11 protein-coding genes are annotated in these 17,034 nt (G+C 42.9%); 3 read left to right on the top strand and 8 right to left on the bottom strand.

Annotated elements, in window-relative coordinates; genetic code table 11:
• Positions 1-279: 279 nt before the first annotated feature.
• Positions 280-2,775, bottom strand: coding sequence for a response regulator (locus PSE7429_RS27710; RefSeq protein WP_009625618.1), 2,496 nt, complete (start codon positions 2,773-2,775; stop codon positions 280-282).
• Positions 2,776-3,127: 352 nt separating this feature from the next.
• Positions 3,128-4,597 carry a TldD/PmbA family protein gene (locus PSE7429_RS03220; protein WP_009625617.1) on the bottom strand — a complete coding sequence of 490 codons (1,470 nt, stop codon included), beginning with the start codon at positions 4,595-4,597 and terminating at the stop codon, positions 3,128-3,130.
• Positions 4,598-5,075: 478 nt separating this feature from the next.
• Between PSE7429_RS03220 and PSE7429_RS23260 the strand changes: the two genes are divergently transcribed.
• Positions 5,076-8,489: a PAS domain S-box protein gene (locus tag PSE7429_RS23260; RefSeq protein WP_009625615.1), complete on the top strand. Its 3,414-nt coding sequence runs from the start codon at positions 5,076-5,078 to the stop codon at positions 8,487-8,489.
• A 229-nt stretch (positions 8,490-8,718) separates the two neighbouring features.
• On the opposite strand, the gene PSE7429_RS03205 is transcribed toward PSE7429_RS23260, so the two are convergent.
• The 5 genes from PSE7429_RS03205 to PSE7429_RS03180 form a co-directional block, all read right to left on the bottom strand.
• Positions 8,719-10,059, bottom strand: a complete 1,341-nt coding sequence (locus tag PSE7429_RS03205; RefSeq protein WP_009625614.1) for a cytosine deaminase — start codon at positions 10,057-10,059, stop codon at positions 8,719-8,721.
• Positions 10,060-10,212: 153 nt separating this feature from the next.
• Complete coding sequence (gene aroQ, locus PSE7429_RS03200) at positions 10,213-10,647, bottom strand: type II 3-dehydroquinate dehydratase (protein WP_009625613.1); 435 nt, start codon at positions 10,645-10,647, stop codon at positions 10,213-10,215.
• A 114-nt stretch (positions 10,648-10,761) separates the two neighbouring features.
• Positions 10,762-11,088, bottom strand: coding sequence for a carbon dioxide-concentrating mechanism protein CcmK (locus tag PSE7429_RS03195; protein ID WP_009625612.1), 327 nt, complete (start codon positions 11,086-11,088; stop codon positions 10,762-10,764).
• Between the two features lie 572 nt (positions 11,089-11,660).
• On the bottom strand, positions 11,661-12,182 hold the full coding sequence (locus tag PSE7429_RS03185) for a DUF1499 domain-containing protein (RefSeq protein ID WP_009625610.1): 522 nt from the start codon (positions 12,180-12,182) through the stop codon (positions 11,661-11,663).
• Positions 12,175-12,579: an MAPEG family protein gene (locus PSE7429_RS03180; RefSeq protein ID WP_009625609.1), complete on the bottom strand. Its 405-nt coding sequence runs from the start codon at positions 12,577-12,579 to the stop codon at positions 12,175-12,177. The genes PSE7429_RS03185 and PSE7429_RS03180 overlap by 8 nt, the downstream gene beginning before the upstream one ends.
• Positions 12,580-12,974: 395 nt before the next feature.
• On the opposite strand from PSE7429_RS03180, the gene PSE7429_RS03175 reads away from it, so the two are divergent.
• Positions 12,975-13,823, top strand: a complete 849-nt coding sequence (locus tag PSE7429_RS03175) for a hypothetical protein (RefSeq protein WP_040687124.1) — start codon at positions 12,975-12,977, stop codon at positions 13,821-13,823.
• A gap of 40 nt (positions 13,824-13,863) precedes the next feature.
• Here PSE7429_RS03175 and PSE7429_RS03170 read toward each other — a convergent pair whose 3' ends face one another.
• Entirely contained in the window at positions 13,864-15,468 is a 1,605-nt protein-coding gene (locus PSE7429_RS03170) for an ATP-binding protein (RefSeq protein WP_009625607.1), read from the bottom strand.
• Between the two features lie 282 nt (positions 15,469-15,750).
• On the opposite strand from PSE7429_RS03170, the gene PSE7429_RS03165 reads away from it, so the two are divergent.
• Entirely contained in the window at positions 15,751-16,878 is a 1,128-nt protein-coding gene (locus tag PSE7429_RS03165; protein ID WP_009625606.1) for an NAD(P)/FAD-dependent oxidoreductase, read from the top strand.
• Positions 16,879-17,034: the final 156 nt, after the last annotated feature.

Here is a 17,034-nt window from a genome sequence, read left to right as displayed (position 1 = left end):
TAAAAACCAAAACCAGAGAGCGTACCGCCCGCGTAGCGGGCGGTACGCTCTTCTAGATTTTAAGTTTACTTATGCTTAGCTACTTACCAATTCACGAAAGTGTGACCACACTTTCGTGAATTAAAAACTAAACCTAGTAAGGGTTTTCAAGTTAAGAAATGGCTACGCCATTTCTTAACTTGGTATAACCGCAAAAGAGAGATGCCTCGCTCCGCGCGGCATCCCTCTTTTGCGGTTTAATTTTGACTGGCAAAAGCTATACAGTGCAAAGCAATATATCTAGCTAGATAATTTCGCCAACTCTTCACAGGCAATTTGATATTGCTTTTCAATTTCCACTAATAACTCAGTTAATCCTTCTTTGTCTCCTTGCTTTCCCTTTAGTTCGACTTCAAGGCACAATTTCCCCAATGCTTTTGCACCCAAAATATTGCTACTTCCTTTTAAGGTGTGAGCACCATAACTCACTTCCTTAAGATCGTTGTTAGAGATTGCTTGCCGCAGATTGTACAATAATATAGGAGCTTCCTCAGTCGTGAATAAGTTAATCATCCGTCCGATGAGTTTAGGATTAATTTGTTCGAGATTTTTGATAGCAGCTCGATCGATAACGGAGGGGGGATTTGATTGCATATCTTTATCTAGGTCGATCGCTTCACTACTATGTCCTCCTAACGTCCATTTTTCAATAGTCCGTTGGAGTGAATCCATCATGATGGGCTTACTGATGTAGTCATCCATGCCTGCTCGTAGGCACATTTCGCGATCGCCCTGCATCGCACTTGCCGTCATCGCAATAATCGTGGGACGTTCGTAACTGATATGTAATTCATGCCAATGATTAACTAGATAGGCGGCAGTTTCTAAACCATCCATTTCAGGCATCTGTACATCTAGCAAAAGCAAGTCATAATGGCTAACCTGTACCGCTTCTAACACGGCGAGCCCGTTATCGACCACATCGGGTTGATAGCCCATTTTAATCAGCATTGCCATGGCTAGCTCTTGGTTGATCAAGTTGTCTTCAGCAATCAAAATCTTTAAGGGCACGCGATCGCCTAACCGACTACCAAGATTAGTATTATTGCCACTGGGAGCTTTATTCACCGCATCTTGCAGCGTATAACTGGGCTGACTTTTAGCAATTTGTGTTGTCATTGTAAAAGAAAAAGTAGAACCTCGGTCGTTCTTACTTTCAACTTGAATTTCCCCTCCCATATTCTCAACCAAATTTTTGCAAATTACTAATCCCAGCCCCGTACCACCATACTTGCGGGAGGTCGCAGCCGTTGCTTGAGAAAAGGGCTGAAACAGACGCTGCATTTGATCGTCGGTGATGCCAATCCCCGTATCAGTAACCGAAAATAGCAATTGAAAAGGGCGATCAGCCGTGGGAATCTCCTCGGCGGCTAAGCGAACACCCATACTTACTCCGCCAGTCTCCGTAAACTTCAGAGCATTGGAAACAAGATTTAGTAAAATTTGTCTGAGTCTGGTGACATCACCCATAATAAATGGTGGTACTTGGGACTGGACGTTAAATTCAAACTTAAGGGCTTTTTCCTTCGCTTTAGACAATTGCACGTCATAGATGTCACGCACTAAAGCTCTCACATCCAGAGCCCTATTCTCTAATTCCAATTTACCAGATTCAATTTTGGAGAAATCCAAAATATCATTGACAACCGACAGCAACATTTCACCGCTTACTTGGATTGTCCGCACGAACTTATCCTGTTCGGCATTGAGTTTAGTTCCCGCTAAAAGTTGGGTCATACCGATGACACCATTGATCGGTGTACGGATTTCATGGCTCATCATGGCGAGAAAAGCTGCCTTAGTCTGTACGGCTGCTTCAGCTTCCTCTTTAGCTTTACGCAGATCTTCCATTAATTGTAGTTGCAGAAGATCCGCCTGTTTTTTGGCGGTAATATCGCGAAAGCACCAAATTAAGCCGCAAAACTTGTTTTGCTCGGAATAGACGGGACTAGTGTAATAATCAAATACGCGATCGCGATAGTTCACTTCGCCACGCCTGATCACATCAGGCTCGTCGTAGGTATTCTCTAACAAATTAATCAATACGACGGGTAGATCGGATTTAATCAAGAGAGCACCTAATGGGTCACCATTAGGTGCTGTGGACTCCTTGCGATCGCTTGCAAATATATCTTGGGATATCTCCCACATTTCGCAAAAACGACGGTTAAAACTAGCAATCCGTCCCTGTTCGTCAACGGCAAAAATTCCATCAAGGGCGGCTTCCTTTTGGGCATGGAGCAGCAGGTTTGTCCGTTGCAGCTCTTTGAGCATTCCCACTCGATCAAAAACGGCTTGCGATAATTCTTGGTTTTTTTGAGCGAGGTGGGTTTGCAGACTTCGCAATTTCAAATGTAAGTTTATCCGCGCAAATAATTCGGTCATTTGCGGTGGTTTAACCACCACATAGTCCACTCCCCCACTCTCAAAGGCGAGCATCTTTTCTTGGATGCTATCGCTACTACTCATAAATATGATCGGGATATCCTCAGTAAACGTATCGGCTTTGAGAATCCGACAAATCTCGTAACCGCTAATTTGCGGCATGAAATTATCTAATAGGATCAAGTCGGGCGGATGAGACTGCACGTACATCAATGCATCACTGCCATCTTTAGCCGTTTTGACAATATAGCCAAGCTCCTTTAAAGCCAATGCTAGCCCATGGCGAATATTGGGATCATCATCAACCACAAGTATTGTTGATTGAGTTGCATTGATCGTATTTGCTTGCACAGCTTGATCACCTTTCGAGAGCTTGAATTTTGTACGACTTTTCTTTTAATTGGGAATTTCGTTGCTTTTGCCAATGAGCATAGCTCAAGAAAAGCTAAAGAACAACTACAACTATTCCAGATTCATCATGCTGGCGATAAAAACTGATTTCGGATCACCAAAGCTAGGAAAACCAATGGGTTTGCAATCAATTCGCGATCGCCAATCTAGCGAAATCTAAATATTAATTCACGAAATTGTTGTCACACTTTCGTGAATTAAAAACTAAACCCAGTAAGGGTTTTCAAAGCTCAAAATAGCGTAGCCATTTTGAGCTTTGGTATTAGTTAGATCGCGCTAGATCGCCATCAAATTAACGACCACCAACGGTAATCGCATCAACTTTAATATGGGGCTGTCCGACAGTGACGTAAATACTGCCACTAACGGAGCCGCAGAATCCTGCCGCAAGATCGAGATCGCGAGAACTCATAGAAATTTCTTGCATGATTTCTTTAGCATCACCGATAAGGGTTGCCCCCTTAAGGGGTTTGGTGATCTTACCCTGTTCGATTAAGTAAGCTTCATCAACTGCAAAATTAAATTGACCTGTGGGTAAAACACTACCACCACCCATTTTTTTACAATAAATACCTTTATCAATGGAGGCAAAAAGCTCGTCTAGGCTAAAATCCCCTGCGCCAATATAGGTATTGCGCATCCGACTCGCAGCGGGATAGGCATAGCTTTGACGACGACCGCTACCCGTGCGCGGATGCCCTGTCCGCAATTCACCTGCGCGATCGCTAATAAAGTTTTTCAGAATGCCCTTCTCAATTAAAAGCGTACGCTGAGTGGGCATTCCTTCATCATCCATGTCAATAGTCCCAAAAGCTGCTTCCGAACGTCCTTCGTCCCAAGCGGTCAGATTTTCATGGGCGATCTTTTGCCCTTTCATCTCGGCAAAGGGGGTCGTTTTGGCTTCAATCCCCGTAGTTTCGAGCAGATGTCCACAGGCTTCGTGGAAAATCACGCCACCAAACTGATTTGCCATAATTACTGGATAGGAACCCGATTCCACATAATCAGCGTAGAGCATTTTTCCTGCGGCCTCGACGATTTCTTCTACCACAGGCTCATAGTTCCAATTGCGTAAATAGCTAGGATCGCTAGTGCCACCAACCCTCTGACTGATCGCCGACCGATTTGCACCATCAGCACAAAGTAAGTTAGCCCCTACGGACTGGGTCAGGCGAATATCTCTGGCAAAAGTTCCATCGCTCGCCGCAACTAGAATTTCTTGCCAATCACGGAAATATCCCGATCGCCTTGATTGGATATGTTTGCCTTTTTGGGCAAGCATTTGATTAGCCTCTAGCAGAATGTCCCCCATCTCACGCATAGGGCTGCATCGAGCGAGCCAAGCTTCTTTATCCTTTTTCGCCGCGTAGTCGCGGAATAGTTCGAGATGAATAGAAGGAATGATCGAATTTTGAGAGGGAAGTTGTAAACCTAAAATTGAAAGCGCCCGTTCAAGAGCGGCTTTTAGCCCCAGAAAAGTCAAATCATTGGTACTTACATAGCAATCAGACTTCCCCTTAAAAACACGAATCCCTGCTCCTGTAGAAAGACGTGGTGAAATACTGGTAATCCGATCATCTTCCGCCAGACAGCTAATATAATTGTTACGCTCTAAAAAAAATTCTACAAAATTAGCTCCTGCGGCTCGACCAAGTCCCAACAGGATCGCGAGCGGAGCCTCCCATGTTTCATCAAAGCGATCGCTAACGGGAGAATATTGAAGGTTGGGTAGCTCTTTGGTCTGAAGCAGGTTACTAAGCATGATGGTTCGCTACGATTGAATTACTATTGCAAGTGTAACAAAATCAACCAGCAACTCCGTCAATGTCTAAATATTGCGGTTTGCAAATGATTGCGTACTCATTTGCAAACAAAAAATCATCCTACTCCCTTCCCACCAAAGAAATAGACATACAAAACCAAGAATTAGACGTTGCGGCGCAAAGCGCCGCAACGTCTAATTTTAATAAGGGTTTTGAGTTTTCATTTTGCCGTAGGCAAAATGAAACCCGCAATAAGCTAAGAGTACAACAGAACTTTTGACTACTATCGCAAAGCGCGTTAAGTACTCAGGAGGTTAAAGTAAAATGAGGAATAGGTAATTGAGTCACCTTTAATTTTAGGTAAAAAACTAAGTTTTCCACGGTTTTAGGCTTCTAAGCTAGTTAGAGTTTTAATTTGGATATTTAGCGAGTTTTGGTGCGGGCATAAACCTTGCAAAATATCAACAAATTAAGGCTATGAGTAACTTGTCCCGTAAATTAAATCATAGCAACGTCATAGAAGAGATGGCAAAAATTGGGATTTCGCAAAATCATTTGAGTTTAGTGATGGAAAAAGCAATAGCGAGGATGACCCTTTGTACAGATATTTTGCAAAGCGTTCGTCAATCGGACAATTTGGGAAAAATTTTGCAGGGGATCGCCTCAAAGTTACTAAATTTACTTGATGTAGCACATGTCTCGATTTATCAGTTAGAACACACTTCTTCTAAATCCCATAAATATCAAGTCGGCGGCAAGATCGTCGCTAAGGCGATCGCCTCTGGTTGTGATAAATTTTCCCAGAAACAGATTGAAGATATTTTACAAACAGAATATCAATGGGGACAGGATATAACTCAGCAAATAACCGACTTATACATCGCAGAGCAGACTAGATGTAGGGTTAACCTAACTGAGATATTCCTAGGAAAGCCCTACTTACTCGTCCCCATCTTGTTACCCGAACAACACCAAGATTGCCCACTATGGGGATTTTTGATCATTAATCAATGTACGGGTATTCCATACTCATGGGATGAAGATGATGTGCTGATGCTCCAGCAAATAGCCATGCAGATCGAGATCGCCCTACAGCGACCAATCGTTACGAATAGCTTGAAGCAACAGGTAAGGGAAGCTGAACATGCCTACGAAACTTTGTATCGATGGATGGAACAGTATCGTTATTTGATCGAGCAAATTCCCAATATGTCCTTCATCTTACTGATCGACAATAGTTCAAATGCAGATTTTTCTTATATTAGCCCGCAGCTACAAGCCCTAGTTGGTTTGCCCCACTCAGAATGGGGTATTGGTCATTTCAATACTTGGATCAAGTATATTCATCCTGAAGATCGGGAGTATGTTCGACAAGAAATTTGTCACACCATCGAGACGGGAAAACCTTTTTGCCACGAATATCGCATCGTTAATAATGACGGCAAAATCATCTGGATTCGTAACAATATTCAGATCGGATTTGCTACTGACGGCAAGACTCAGATTTTACGCGGTGCAGCTTTTGATATTAGCGATCTCAAGGATGCAGAAGAGCAATTACGCCAGAGCCAAAATCTACTCAAGTTAACCATTGATAATGCACCCGTAGGAATTGCCACTTTTGACTTACACACAAAATTCCTGAATATCAATCAATCTTTTTGTCAGATATTTGGCTATAGGGCTGAAGAGTTGTTGAATATGACAGAGCAACAAATCACTCATGCCAATTCGATTGAGGCAACCCTAGCAGCCCTTAGACAATTGCAAGAGAATCAAACAACTAGCGTCAAGATTGAAAAACAATACATTCATCGAATGGGCTATGCGATCGATGCGATCAGTCGATTTGGATTGGTGAGAGATGAACAGGGCAAACCAATTCAATTTGTTGCGGAAGTGGAAGATATTACCGAACGCAAGAGAACGGAGGCAAAGCTAGAAGCAGCCAAGTTTGCCGAGGCTGCTAACCAAGCTAAGAGCCAATTTCTAGCGGTGATGAGTCATGAAATTCGTACCCCGATGAATGCGGTCATCGGCATGACCGATATTTTACAAGATACGCCATTGTCTCCTCAGCAAAGGCAGTATGTAAACACAATCCGTCAGGGTGGCGAAGTTTTACTATCGGTAATTAATAATATTCTCGATTTTTCGCGCATTGAGTCGGGCAAATTCGAGCTAGAAGAACAACCTTTCTATCTACAAAAATGTGTCGATGAAGTGTTCGAGCTAATGACATCACGTATGGCGGAAAAATCCTTAGAATTATTTGCGCTGATCGATCCGAATATCCCTCAACAGATTATTGGCGATTACAGTCGTTTACGGCAGATTTTAGTAAATCTAGTCAGTAATGCCATTAAATTCACCGCAAGTGGTGAGATTATCATTACGATCAATTCACAGTTAGTTGATCGAGATTCCCATCGATACGAATTACTTTTTGAGGTAAGTGACACGGGGATTGGGATTTTGCCTGAGGCAATCGGTCGGCTTTTTCAAGCCTTTAGTCAAGCTGATAGTTCCATTAACCGTCAATATGGTGGTACGGGTTTGGGGCTAGCAATTTGCAAGCAGCTTTGTGAATTAATGGGGGGTAAAATCGGCGTTCAAAGTCAAGTGGGCGAAGGGTCAACCTTTAGTTTTTCAATTATGGCGCAGGCGATCGCATTTGATCGTCATTCAGAATTAATGGCGATCGCCCCTGAGATTAAAGGCAAGCGGATTTTGAGCGTCCATCATAGTCCCAGATTCCAAACAGCCATCTCTTTATATACCGACAAATGGGAGATCGATATTAAATTTGCCTATTCAGCGATCGAAGCTTTGCAATTTTTAACCAACGAAAGTTTTGATGCGGTTCTGATCGAGCGGCAATTAGCAGAAGCCGATAGTCCAGAAGGCTTTGGCTTAGAACTAGCCCAAAACATTCAGGCAGTTTTTCCCAATCTCAAATTAGTTCTATTCAGTTCCATTAACAATACAAATTCTATCCCTATTAAATTTGCAGACTACATCATCAAACCACTTTCCGCTTCAAAACTCTATCAAGCTTTTGTAAATATTTTTTCTACTCAGAACTTTAAGCTATCGGGCAATAATTTTAGCGCCCCCATATTAGATGCTAATTTTGCCAAGCGTTATCCTCTCAAAATCCTGATTGCCGAAGATAATCCGATCAATCAAAAAATTCTATGGTTAATGCTAGAAACCCTTGGCTATAATGTGGCTTCGGTTGAGAATGGGCAAAAGGCACTCAATGCGATCGCCAACAATGCCTACGATCTGATCTTTATGGATATCCAAATGCCGATCATGGATGGATTGACCGCGAGTAAAAATATTCGGCTAATGTCAATTCATCAGCCTTGGATTATTGGTTTATCGGCAAATGCATTTGTCGAATCCTACGACTTAGCTTTAGCCTCTGGGATGGATGACTACTTGACGAAACCACTGCAAACTGCCAGTTTAATTGCAGCTTTACAAAGGATTCCCCAACACCTTAATCTCCATACTAGTGAGCAGACCATCGACTTCGATATACTGGATACCTTGTCTGATTCCATTGGCAAACAAAATTTGTCTGAATTGCTATCGACCTACCTAGAACATTCTGCCCAAGCGATCGCTAATATGAAGGAATTCTTTCTTGAGCGAGACTTTGTCATGTTAGAAGCAGAGAATCACTCTCTCAAGGGTGGCAGTGCCACCTTTGGAGCGAAGCAGTTACTATTTCTTTGTCAAAGATTACAATCTATATGTAATGAAATCATTAAGCTCCAAGACTATACCAACAAGGATCTCGCACAGATAGAATCCTTACTTCAAAGTATAGAATCGGAATATCTCCAAGTCTCTCAAGTTTTCCAATCTAAGGTTAATTAGAAAACCAAAAGGTGAGTGGTAGCGCGAAGCGCTACCACTCACCTTTTGGTTTTCTAATCAACTTTACGTTGCTATACAAGGGTTGCAAAGCAACCCTTGTCAAAGATTTCTTGGTTTGGCTTTGAGTGCAAAACTTTGTAATTACGATCAGTTATTTAAGTGGCTAGGCGTAATTAAAGATAAAATCCTAAAACATGTAGCGCTCGCTACGCGAGCGCTACATGGCTACTTAGAGCAAATCATCAAGTTCAGCATAGTCTGGCAAAGTAGTATCGATCGCTATGCCATTTCTTAATACAAGGCGATCGTTTTGGGGACGCGATAGCAGTTCGCTGTAACACCTTGCTTTAAATAGTACGAGATCGGCAGGTTGACCAATGCCCAAACCAACTTCATCTAAGCCCATCAAAGCCGCAGGACGAGAAGTTACCGACTCGATCCAGTTGTCGTAGGGCGTATCTAAATGCGAGATTTTTGTACCCATACTAAAGACTTGCAACAGGTCGTGATCGCCAAAGCCATAGAAAGGATCGCGGCAATTATCACTAGATAGCGCCACGCTGACCCCCGCCGCATCCAATTCTCGCACTAGAGTTACGCCACGCCAGCGCGGAGTCCGCTCGGCAACCCGATCTTGTAGATACAGGTTACACATCGGCAAACTCACAATCCCGACCCGAGCATCTTTAACGAGCGCGATCGTTTCAAGGGCAGTTTCCTGATCCTGCACTGCCAAACTACAGCAGTGACCGCAGACAATTTGCGCAGCGAAGTTATGACGCAGGCTCGCTTCGGCAATGCGGTGTAATGTCCGTGAGGAAGGATCGTTATTCTCATCAGCATGAAAATCAAGATTGAGGTGACGTTCTGTCGCCAAGGTCAGAATCCGATCTAAATAATGATCTAATTCAGGAATCATATGGGCGATACCACCCATAATTCCACCGAGATCGGCGATCGCATCAGCAAACTGTTCACCCTCCTTGGTGTCAAAATAAGAAAGCTGTACCAGCGATACCGCCTGAAGCGTAATTTTCTCCTTCCATTTTTCGCGTAGTTCCCGAAAAACTTGAAAGGTGGTTTGAAACTGGTGGGGAGGACAATCGAGATGGGTGCGAATCGCTTTTGTCCCATGGGCGTAACTGCACTTTAGCCCGAATTCCATACGGCGATAGAGATCGTCATAGCTCCAGTTACCCTGCTCCGTACAGTCTCGATAAATCCCCTTGAGCGCACCTTGAAATGTACCATCTAAGTTAGGATTTCTTTCCCAAGTATGTCCTTTATCAAGATGGGTATGCAAATCGGCAAAGCAGGGAGTAATCATCCCCTGCTTGCCATCAATAATCGGTAAACTTTCTGTGGGAATTTCCGAAATCCGAACGCTAGGTAAAATCCCCGTTATTTTTCCATGCTGAATTTCCAGATGACAAGGAAACAACTGATCGCGTTCTAAGGTAGGGGTGAGCGGCAGATCTAAATTTTGTTCGCGAATCGAGCGATCGATAAAACAGTTAGGAATCCGAGCATTAACTATCCAGTAATGGGCAGGTAGTGAGTTTGCTGTCATAACATTCAAGGTTACAAAACCAATTTAAAGTAATGTCCCTATATTATGTGTTGATAAGTAGCTAAAACCTAGAAGAGAGCACCGCCTGCTACGCAGGCGGCACTCTCTTCTAGGTTTTAGCTGTGGATTTTAATTATGCAGAGTGTAAATTAATTATGATTTTAAATGTGTAATTAGCGCGCGCAGCCCCAGATGATAGCTCTCAGCACCAAAGCCACTAATCTGACCGATCGCGATCGGGGCAATAAAAGAATGATGGCGAAATTCTTCGCGTTTATGGATATTACTGAGATGCACTTCTACAGTGGGGATATTTACTGAAGCGATCGCATCTCTAAGAGCAACACTGGTATGGGTAAGCCCTCCAGGATTGATCAAGATGCCTTGTTGGATCTGAAAAGCAGCATGAATGGCATCGATCAATACACCTTCATGATTGGATTGCAAAAAGGTTAAATCCGCACCTAACTCCATAGCATCTTGAGTTAAGAGATCGTTAATTTGCAATAAAGTCTTACTGCCATAGACTTCTGGCTCCCGCAACCCCAGCATATTGAGATTTGGTCCATGCAAAACTAAAATTTTCATATTTTAGTTGTCAATCTTCCTATTTTAATTATCTTGTTTACTTATCTTGTTTACTTGCTTTGTTGACTTATATTTCTTAATTTATTTCTTAACGTGTTTCTTAACGGCTCTTGCTTAACGGAATTGTTCGATTGCCGAGCTAAAGCGCATAGTCTTGGTAATTGCTTCAAGGTTTTCATGGGGACGGGGGATGACCGTGGCAGAGAGAAATAGAGCCTTATCCTTAGAACTTAAAACTTCAATCTGCTTGGCTGCTTCGACACCAGCTTCTACAGCCCTTTTGACATCTCCAACGGGACCGCGCACAATAATGGTGAGGCGAGCGCCGCTAACTTTTTCGTAGCCGACAAACGTCACTTTAGCGGCTTTAACCATCGTGTCAGCAACGGAAAGTGCGGGGGGATGTCCCAGCACCTCAACCAAACCAACTGCCATTCCCATAAAATCTCCTTGAGCCAGTAAATAAGCTAGTTAACTAATCAAATAGGTGTTCTTCTCAATCACAATCATAAATCTCAATGGTATCGATTGAATGATATGCATAGTTTATTTGCACCATAACTAATACAAATTTCTTTGCCGCAAGCTGAATTAATACCGATTCCAAAAATGGCGTTGCCATTTTTGGAATCTCAAAACCTTATTGGGTTTGTTTTTTACAGCGCTTTGCACTCAAACCCAAACCAGAGAAATTTTTGAAAGCTTTGCAAATCAAAGCTTTCAAAAATTTCTCTGTGGTTCGTTTGATCGATAATTGCTGTAATTCAACGTCAGTTCGGGTTAAGCTGGCAAATTTTTGGGCTTCGAGAAAGGTTTTGCTAAGCAAAACCTTTCTCGAAGCCCGTTTCAAATTATCCCGAACTAACGTTGAATTACAAGCCCCCAAAGAGAATGACGGCGCTAAGCGCCGTCATTCTCTTTGGGGTTGCCAAACCAGCTAAGTAGCTAAGACCTAGAAGAGCGTACCACCCGCTAAGCAAGCGGGGCACTCTTCTAAGTTCTAGAGTGAAAATTTAAGTAAACTGATCGCGAATAGCTTCAACGCGCTTGCGGTTAACGCCAAGATCGGACTCGCCTAGACGAGAAGCCGAACGCACCTCAATGATACCTTGCTCGGCATTGAGGTAAAACTCTACATCATCGACATAGCCCATCAGCGCGCTCGTAAACTCAGCATAGATATAGTTACCCTCAGCCGTAATAATTTTGGTGCGGGGCATACTCAAAATCACTGCCTTGAGATCCTCAAGAGCTTTAGCGGGTTCCCCCTTATAGGTCAAGGGCGCTATTTTATGCTCTAGGTCATCACTTTGGCTAGAGACACAGTTAGGAGAGGTGGGACAAGCAAGTAGTTTGCCGTCATTTACGCCAAGATTGGATGGGCGCTTACCAGAAAAGGAAAAAAGTGCCATAGGTGTTGCGATCGCAGAATTTAGAGAGTTTGTAATTGTGTGTGCAGAAGCCGCTGGTACAAATCCAACATAAGCAAGGGCAACAAAATATAGGCTTGCGGCGATCACGACAATTCTAGACATAAAATAATCCTCGCACAAGGTTAAAGAGCGTACCAAACATTAAAGCTAGCAAAGCTAAAGAAGCGATCGCATTTCCTGCGGCGCGTTTGCTAGCCTCTATATAGTATCCCCAAGCATAGCCAATCCGCCCCACGATCCATACTGATCCTAAAATTGTACCCCAGTTCGGATTTACAAAAATACTGAATAGCCACAGACAAGGCAAGAAGATGATCATTTGCTCTAGGGTGTTTTGGTGAACTCGATAGACGCGCTCAAAGTCTTCATTACCAGTAGTTTGTGGTGGCATAATTTTATATTTAACGCGAGCCACACCGACACCAATACCTAGACCAAAGTAAACAAGCAGAGCAACTAGCGTAACGATTGCAGGAAGTACGAGCGTTTTAATATCCATTGATTAATATCCATTGATTAATATCCATTGATTACTCCCTTCCCACCCAAGAAATAGACATACAAAACCAAGAATTAGCGTTGCGGCGCTTCGCGCCGCAACGTCTAATTTTTCACTAGGAAGGGAGTAATATCCATTATGGTAACGATCTAGAGGTAATCGGCACTGCGTGCCAAGCATCCCATAAAGTAAACAGGCAATTCTAGGGTAATACTAAGTAGCTAGGTGCAAAACCCAAAAACCTGTAGCGCACGCGGCGCGTGCGCTACAGGTTTTGATTCTGGGTTTTAATTATGCCCAGCTACTTAGTTTTAGTTTTTAATTCACAAAAGTGTTGTCACACTTTTGTGAATTGGTATAAGGATTATGATGATTGCTATATGTGGTTTTATGTTATGCCAAAGTTTCAGCTTTATATAGGAATTGTCGCTACGGGACTGCTAATTAGCTGTCAGCCAAATCTGCCCCAATCGCCTACAAGCACAAGCAATCCTAATACCGAAAAAGCAATTAACTATTTACGATCGCAGCTTAATTTGCCATCCAGTATGGCGATCACAGTGGAGTCGCAAAAGTCCCAATCAGTGAATATCAGCGACGTATGTCAAACCGTCGCCCCAACCCAAGATGGCTTAGAAATAACTCTCATTGCCGAGAATATGCGCTACATTCTCCAAACTAATCGAGATGCGAGCAAAATTGAAGTTTGTCGCTCTGAGGATGCTAAACCCGAAACCACAGGTAAATATACGGGTGCAGGCTATATCCTGCGCTATCCTGCCGAATGGAAAGCGATCGATCTGGGTTTAGAACCATCAGGGGCAAGTACTGTCATTTTTACACCCAGTCGGGAGATCGCCATGGGGGAAGGATCTAGAGATAAAACCGAATTAGTTAATAAACTAAAGTTAGACCAGCAGGTCTATACGATTGTGTCTCGGCAAGCACTGAATGGCAAAGCGATCGCCACCGATGGAGAGGAAACAGCAAAAGATCTCGTGACAATTCCCTTTGATGCCAAGGTAAAAGGAGCAAAGTCTGGCTCTAGAAAGGAATTCACGAAGGCGATCTCGAATAGCTCAAATAAGCAACCTACTTCAACCCAATGGAAAGTAAAAGTATTAACCCTAGAAACCGATAAATTTGTATATAGAGTTTGCTACTATCAACCTGAAGCCAAGGACAGCCCCGATAACGCTAAAGTATTCGATCAGTTTGCCAATAGTTTCTCCCTCATTCCCTAAAAAGCCAAAGATGGGCGGCGCAAAGCGCCGCCTATCGGCATCATAAGCTGGGTTTTCCCCATTTTTCGATCGCTAGCTCAATTTGAGCAACCTTAAATGGTTTAGCCACAAAATCATTCATTCCTGATGCCAGACATTTTTCGCGATCGCCTTCCATCGCATTAGCGGTCATGGCAATGATCGGAATAGGTTGACTGAGTTGATTTGCACCTTGGTTGGGCAGCGATATCAGGAGCGGAGATTGCTCCTTTAAACGGATCTGGCGAGTTGTTTCTAACCCGTCCATTTCAGGCATTTGCACATCCATAAAGATCAAATTGTAGAATTTTTGATCGAGGGCTTCGAGAACTTCAATTCCGTTATTAGCAATATCAATGCAGTACCCCATCTTCTCAAAAATGCGGCTTACTAATTTTTGATTGACAGGGTTATCTTCGGCTATCAATATGTTAAGAGGAAGTCTCTCCGCCAACTTGGAAATATTGCTATCTAGGGGCTTGGGCTTAGTAATCTTGGGCTTAGTAATATCGACTGGGCGATCGAGAACTACATCCAGTACATTATCTAAATTGTCTAATATATCCAAGGTGGGAATCATTTTATCTTCAACGGGATGATAGGGGATCGCAAATAAAAAAGTTGAACCTTTACAAACAGAACTCTCAACCCAGATATTCCCACCCATTAACTTGATAAGTTTATGGCAAATTGCCAAGCCTAAACCAGTACCACCAAACTTACGCGTTGCCGATGAATCAACCTGTGAGAATGGCTTAAAGAGTTTTTCTAGTTTGTCGGAGGGAATACCTATTCCCGTATCTTCTACTGCAAAAAGGAGTTGAGCATCTTGATACCTTTGAATCATCACCGAGACTTTCCCAATCGATGTAAATTTAATCGCATTTCCGATCAAGTTAACTAAAATCTGTTGCAAACGAGTTCTATCTCCTTCAACGACTTTAGCAACTTGGGGATCAATGGAGTAGTTCAGTTCTAAGCCTTTTTTTTGAGCTGTGGCTGTAAAAAAGCTGAGAACAATCTCGATACAGTTATCTAATGGGAAAGGAGATATCTCTAAGTCCATCTTGCCAGATTCAATTTTAGAGAAATCGAGAATATCATTAATCAGCATCATGAGAGATGCTCCGTTGGTGTTAATAGTTTCAACATAGTCCCGTTGTTCTCTATCTAATTTGGTATCTAACAATAGATTAGTCATCCCAATAACCGCATTCATCGGCGTACGGATTTCATGACTCATGGTGGCTAAAAACTCAGATTTTATACGGGCAATTTCCGTCGCAGTTTCTTTTTCCTGTTGTAGCTCTAATCTTAAGATATTAGTTTGCAATAAATCTTGGATCGTTAGAAATCCAATTCTCACCACCATATAAACAAATAGAGCTCCGAAGAAAAAAATTACTCCTGTCAAAATCAGAATTAACCATTGGATCCCTAGCGGAAATAGGATTAATACTCCCAAATAACCTAAAAGAAAAAAGACCATCAGCGATCGCAAGATTCGCCAAACTTTCTTATACCTACTATCCTTGAGTAAAATTAAAATTCGTTTTGTTTCTTTAATAGAAAGAAACATCACGATCCCCCCAAGAGTAATTAAAATAATCGTGATAAAGTCACTCATTATCTTGTAAGTATAATCAGAAGATTATTATATAACAACGCAAGGTTTGCTTAGAACATAAACCCCAAAAGATGAGTGGCGGCGCAAAGCGCCGCCACTCATCTTTTGATCATGATGAAGCATTGCGATAGAAACTATCGCAATGCTTCATCATGATCGAAAGATGCTTGAAAGTAAAATTTACAATGAAAGGTTAATTTTAGAGGTTGCGGTAAGTAGTTCGGCATAAATCCAAAAACACCCCCTAAAGTAGATAGGATAACCTACAGGCTAGAGATCAATATGAATTACGATGCGATCGCAATTGGTGCAGGGCTATCGGGCTGTAGTGCTGCCATTCAACTAGCAAAACTTGGTTATCGCGTACTGCTGCTAGAGCAAGGCAATTATCCTATGCATAAACTCTGCGGTGAGTTTTTATCCATTGAGGTAACCGCAGCCTTTGAGAACTTGGGCATATGGGAACGAGTTCTCAAAGTCGGCGCACATCCGATTCATCGGGCTTACTTGACAACTTCAGGCGGCGCATCATTTCGGAGCAGTCTGCCTAGTACTGCCCTCGGATTGAGTCGCTATCAACTGGATTTAATCCTATTTCAGCGGGCGCAAGACTTGAATGTGACTTGTCTTGACAATACCAAAGTTACTAACGTTACGGGTAATTTGGAGGCAGGATTTCAGGTACATACTAACAAAGGGAATTTTTCTGGACGTTTGGTATTGGGAGCCTTTGGTAAGCGCTCTTCCCTCGATCGCATTCTCGATCGCCCATTTAGCCAAAAGCGATCGCCTTGGATTGCCTATAAGGGACATTTCACGGGTGTGGATATTAAGGATGCGATCGAACTGCATAGCTTTCCCAATGGATATTGTGGATTGTCTCAAATTGAAACTGGGGAAATTAATGTCTGTTGGATCGCCCATGAGCGGGTGATGAAAGAACCAACACACCAAGACTTAGGAATTCCCACTTCCTTAGCCCAAAACCCTGTTTTAGCTGATCGCTTCCGTCAAATGGAGCGAGTTTCGCCCTCGCTACAGGGATTGAGCCAAATTAGTTTTGCGATTAAAGAGAACTTTTATCGCGATATCTGTATGATTGGCGATACGGCGGGAATGATTACCCCTCTCTGTGGCGATGGTATGGCAATGGCTCTAAGGTCAGCCGAGATTGCTGTTCCCTTAGTCGCAAGGTTTTTAGAGCATCAACTCACGGCGATCGCCTTTAAACATTCCTATGAAAAAGCATGGGAAAAGGAATTCCAAACTCGCTTGCAACTGGGACGTATCATGCACCATTGTTTTGTGCGACCATCCCTCGCCCATACGGGAGTGAATCTCTGTCAAATGCTGCCCAATCTTGGAAATTGGCTGATTGGGGCGACGCGCGGCAAGCCACAGCCAATCTAGCTATCTCTTATACCAAGTTAAGAAATCTTACTTTTCCCGTTATCTTTTTATTCCAGCGTAACCGTCAATATTCCTACCGCCACAAGCCTTATTCTAGCGTTGCGTATTGTCATTAAGTGAAACTTATTGCAAATAGGCTGGATTCTGAAAACCTTG

Origin of the sequence: Pseudanabaena biceps PCC 7429, assembly GCF_000332215.1 — a bacterium.
GTDB classification, from domain to species: domain Bacteria; phylum Cyanobacteriota; class Cyanobacteriia; order Pseudanabaenales; family Pseudanabaenaceae; genus Pseudanabaena; species Pseudanabaena biceps.
The sequence above is the reverse complement of the archived record's forward strand: the minus strand, read 5'-3'. Positions and strand labels throughout refer to the sequence as shown.

Coding starts and splice junctions, on each gene's coding strand:
- PSE7429_RS03220 (WP_009625617.1), bottom strand. CDS start 4,597: ATGCTTAGTAACCTGCTTCAGACCAAAGAGCTACCCAACCTTCAATAT.
- PSE7429_RS23260 (WP_009625615.1), top strand. CDS start 5,076: ATGAGTAACTTGTCCCGTAAATTAAATCATAGCAACGTCATAGAAGAG.
- PSE7429_RS03205 (WP_009625614.1), bottom strand. CDS start 10,059: ATGACAGCAAACTCACTACCTGCCCATTACTGGATAGTTAATGCTCGG.
- aroQ (WP_009625613.1), bottom strand. CDS start 10,647: ATGAAAATTTTAGTTTTGCATGGACCAAATCTCAATATGCTGGGGTTG.
- PSE7429_RS03195 (WP_009625612.1), bottom strand. CDS start 11,088: ATGGGAATGGCAGTTGGTTTGGTTGAGGTGCTGGGACATCCCCCCGCA.
- PSE7429_RS03185 (WP_009625610.1), bottom strand. CDS start 12,182: ATGTCTAGAATTGTCGTGATCGCCGCAAGCCTATATTTTGTTGCCCTT.
- PSE7429_RS03180 (WP_009625609.1), bottom strand. CDS start 12,579: ATGGATATTAAAACGCTCGTACTTCCTGCAATCGTTACGCTAGTTGCT.
- PSE7429_RS03175 (WP_040687124.1), top strand. CDS start 12,975: ATGCCAAAGTTTCAGCTTTATATAGGAATTGTCGCTACGGGACTGCTA.
- PSE7429_RS03170 (WP_009625607.1), bottom strand. CDS start 15,468: ATGAGTGACTTTATCACGATTATTTTAATTACTCTTGGGGGGATCGTG.
- PSE7429_RS03165 (WP_009625606.1), top strand. CDS start 15,751: ATGAATTACGATGCGATCGCAATTGGTGCAGGGCTATCGGGCTGTAGT.